This is a genomic window from Sulfurovum sp. (genome assembly GCF_041551015.1).
GTDB lineage: Bacteria > Campylobacterota > Campylobacteria > Campylobacterales > Sulfurovaceae > Sulfurovum.
Window position 1 is genome coordinate 1 of the sequence record NZ_JBFENQ010000152.1, and the last position, 3,896, is coordinate 3,896.

5 protein-coding genes are annotated in these 3,896 nt (G+C 34.2%); 1 reads left to right on the forward strand and 4 read right to left on the reverse strand.

Features of this window, described 5'->3' with window-relative positions; all coding sequences use genetic code 11:
* Positions 1-1,412: HAD-IC family P-type ATPase (locus tag ABZC96_RS08810; protein ID WP_373030534.1), on the reverse strand; the 1,412-nt coding region annotated here is incomplete at its 3' end.
* A gap of 497 nt (positions 1,413-1,909) precedes the next feature.
* On the opposite strand from ABZC96_RS08810, the gene ABZC96_RS08815 reads away from it, so the two are divergent.
* Complete coding sequence (locus tag ABZC96_RS08815; RefSeq protein WP_373030536.1) at positions 1,910-2,212, forward strand: hypothetical protein; 303 nt, start codon at positions 1,910-1,912, stop codon at positions 2,210-2,212.
* Between the two features lie 302 nt (positions 2,213-2,514).
* On the opposite strand, the gene ABZC96_RS08820 is transcribed toward ABZC96_RS08815, so the two are convergent.
* The 3 genes from ABZC96_RS08820 to ABZC96_RS08830 form a co-directional block, all read right to left on the reverse strand.
* Entirely contained in the window at positions 2,515-2,646 is a 132-nt protein-coding gene (locus ABZC96_RS08820; RefSeq protein WP_373030538.1) for a hypothetical protein, read from the reverse strand.
* A gap of 605 nt (positions 2,647-3,251) precedes the next feature.
* On the reverse strand, positions 3,252-3,395 hold the full coding sequence (locus tag ABZC96_RS08825; protein ID WP_155993683.1) for a hypothetical protein: 144 nt from the start codon (positions 3,393-3,395) through the stop codon (positions 3,252-3,254).
* Positions 3,396-3,572: 177 nt separating this feature from the next.
* A partial coding sequence (locus tag ABZC96_RS08830; RefSeq protein WP_373030540.1) for a heme-binding domain-containing protein occupies positions 3,573-3,896 on the reverse strand: 324 nt, incomplete at its 5' end.

Consider the following 3,896-nt stretch of genomic DNA (forward strand, 5'->3'; position numbering starts at 1 on the left):
ACTGTTTCTACAGCTACAAGCTTAGGTTTCCCCTCTGTCAATGTACCCGTCTTATCGACTATAACAGTATCTACTTTCTCCATCATCTCCAACGCTTCAGCATTTTTGATGAGCACCCCGTTAGAAGCACCTTTCCCAGTACCAACCATAATGGAGATAGGTGTTGCCAAGCCCAGGGCACAAGGACATGCTATGATGAGAACAGCAACAGCAGATACAAGTGCGTAAGCCAGTTTCGGTTCTGGTCCAATGAGATACCATACTATAAAAGTAACTACAGAAGTAAGTACAACAAGCGGAACAAAATAAAAAGAAACAAGATCTGCCAGGTTCTGTATGGGTGCGCGTGAACGTTGTGCCTGTGCAACCATATCGATAATTTGTGAGAGCAGGGTATCTGCACCTATCTTCTCTGCCTTCATCACAAGCGTTCCTGTACTGTTGATAGTTGCGCCGATCAGTTTTGTGCCGGATTCTTTTTTAACTGCTATAGGTTCACCAGTCACCATAGACTCATCCACATGGCTCACTCCTTCCATTACGATACCATCTACAGGTATCTTTTCTCCGGGACGGATATGCAGTCTATCTCCTACATTTACATCTTCTATGGAGATTTCCGTTTCAGATCCATCAGAACGAATGAGCGTAGCAGTATTTGGTGCAAGACTGAGCAGCATTTTGATCGCTTCATTGGTTTTGGAACGTGCTCTAAGTTCCAAAACCTGTCCCATCAGCACTAACGTCGTAATCACAGCTGCCGATTCAAAATAGACATATACCGTACCGTCACTGTCTAACATTTGAGGTGGAAAAAGTGTAGGAAAAAGTAATGCCACTACACTGTATACCCATGCGACTGACACTCCAAGCGTAATGAGCGTAAACATATTTGGATTCCATGTTTTGACAGATTGCCAAGCTCTTACAAAAAATGGCCATCCACCCCAAAGTACTACTGGTGTCGCCAATGAAAACTCTATCCAGTATAAAGTTTTCATAGATAGATTTTGTGGTAACCATGATGGCATCATATCTGCTATCATGGCTAAGAGAAATAGAGGAAATGCAAATAACACAGAAAACCAAAAACGCTGTGTCATCGATTTTAGTTCACTGTTCTCTTCATCTGCTCTTACTATTAGAGGTTCTAACGACATACCGCATATAGGACAGCTTCCCGGTTCATCTTTTATGATCTCTGGATGCATAGGACATGTGTATTGTGTCAAACTTAATTTACTATCACAGCTACTATCAGTACATGTCTCTTTTGTATGGAGGTAAGTCTCTGGTGAGTTGTCAAACTTTATTTTGCAATGTTCACTGCAAAAATAGTATTTTTCATGACGATATGCACTTTGATATTTAGAATCCTCTAAAACATCCATACCACATACAACATCTTTCATTTAGTACCCTTATAAAAAGATTTTTATGTATGCTATCTATCAAGTGTGTATTTCATGTGTATATTTACTTCAATTCATAAGTCTAATCTCATGATGAAGGAAGAAGATGTTTTCTTTTCCTTTTCATTATAAAACCTCCTATATAGAACATTTTATAACGTTATCTATGGGAGGGTTCAAAAAAAGCCTCTCTAGATTTCGCTATATCGATAAACGTTATAAAATATGTTAAATTATAAGGTTATATGTGTTAACTGCATCTTCTCTATATCTTTTGTGATGAGTATATCGTTTAGTCATATGGCTAAGCTCGCCTATCCATCTGGTTTACTACTTTATTGCAAATTAGCTTATTGATATTTGTCAAGAACGAAAGCTAACTATTGAGTTATAATTATCTTAGATTACGCAAATAAAGCGACAATGTTGATGAAGATAAATGATGTTCAACAGCTACCAAGTGTTATGTTTATAAACTACAAACAAAAAGGTAAAAAATGAAAATAAGAACGGTGGTAATTACTGGTAATTTAGAAGCAGGACATGGAGATAATGACTTTGTCGATCTTCATTATGAGTTGAAGTTTGATAATGGTGAAGTTTTAGATGGAACTGTTGAAAAATTCCCTTACTCGCCATCTCAAAAAAATGTATGTTTTGATATGCTAGAAGATGAAATATTTGATATAGTTGAAAAATTAAACCTAAATGATGAAGAAAAAAGATTTCTTTCACAAAAGAGTCAAGATGCACTTGAAAGACTTGTTTATAAAGTTTGGAGAACAGAAGGAAGTATTTAACCCCTAGCTCCTTTTAGAAGATCTCTTTTGCATAACTATTCATTAGCCGAACACTTTGTCCTACTATTACAATATCTCAGTATTAAGAGTATATCAAATATGTCTTGATATCTATAAAAAGAGATTGAATTTGTATATTTTCACAGTGTTTCATGTTGCTATAACAATTTCTAATGTCCTTTTAGCCTGAAAATAGCCATTATATGGATAAAGTGTTCCGTTATTTGTTGATTTCTGGCAATAAGGGACAAAATGTCCTGTTTCCAAAACCTTATAAAATTATATATTTTATAAGGTTTTCATCACTTTTCTTTAATGTTATTTATCTTAACAGGCTCGCCATTTTCTTTGGGTGTATCCATTGACATTAACATTAATCCCACTACTACCATACCTATAATAAACATCATTAAGCTTTTCATTGTTTCACTCATAATTCATCCTTTATTTTTTTAAGATAATCATATAATAACTAAAAAATGAAAATAGCATATAGTCATATTTTAGAAAAATAATTTTAGACCTAATGAAAAAAATCTGAAATTAGGATTTGAACCTCTGACCTTTGGGTTATTGGAAGTGAAACCTCTATAAAGTAGACACCTACTAATTCGGTAAAAACCTAACTTATCAAAACTTTATAAGATTCTTACTAGATAATAAGTTAATATTATGATTTTGAGGGGAGGTAACTTTTAAAAATTTTGGACAAGATTAAAGGAAGCATACAAACAAGGAAGAATGATGCAATCTAAAATAAAAAGTTACCAGAAAACCAGAAGTATCAAAAAGGGATAAGAGTCCTTCATGGATTTCATGTTGCTAGTATAGTCTTATTGTATGAAGTAAGTGTGAAGCTCACATTAACATCTGAATGATTTTACAAAACCTTATAAAATATATAACTTTATGAGGTTTTGGTGCAACAAATAAAATAAGTTTAAAAATTGGTGTTTTAATCGAAGAAATAAAAAAAGGCATATCCCAAATTTAGGATACGCCTTGCTTTTTTTTATTCAAAATATATTAATATAATGAACTAGAGACCACCAAGAAATGCATCCCAGTGTCCAGAATTATCTGGTATTCCTGAGCCAGCTTGATCTACTGGTGCAGGATGATGTGCCATAGCACTTGAAGCTAAACCGATTGTTAGAAGTAAGATTGCTGTTAATTTTTTCATTATAAATCCTTTGTTTATTCTTTTGTAATGCTTATCTGATATTCAAATCAGAAACGCTTTATCCAAATTCAGATGAAGTATAAAATAGAAGTGTGAAACTAGTGTGAAGAGAAAACCTTATAAAATATATGACTTTATGAGGTTTTCAAAGTAAATCTTGATAGTGAATGTTAAAAATTAGTCATCATCTTCTTCTCCAAATGTTGCTAAAAGTCCTTTACTCAACTCTTTTGTCTCAGTTGCTGACAATTTGGCATCAGGATGAGGAATGACATAGAACCAAGGTGGCATTTCACCCTCTTCAAATTCTTCTTTAGCTTCATCACCCTCATTCTTTTTTTGTACGCCCCACATGGAGACATTAAAATGTTCACGACCTTCTTCCACATCATATTGAACTAACCAAGATATAGGAGCGATATTGCTGTACCAAGGCCATTTTGTTTCGTTACTATGACAATCTGCGCATGCACGAACAAACAATTCTTTTGTTTTAGGACT

Bases quoted from the DNA above. Each gene is read 5' to 3' on its own strand.
- ABZC96_RS08815 (WP_373030536.1), top strand. From the start codon at position 1,910: ATGAAAATAAGAACGGTGGTAATTACTGGTAATTTAGAAGCAGGACAT.
- ABZC96_RS08820 (WP_373030538.1), bottom strand. From the start codon at position 2,646: ATGAGTGAAACAATGAAAAGCTTAATGATGTTTATTATAGGTATGGTA.
- ABZC96_RS08825 (WP_155993683.1), bottom strand. From the start codon at position 3,395: ATGAAAAAATTAACAGCAATCTTACTTCTAACAATCGGTTTAGCTTCA.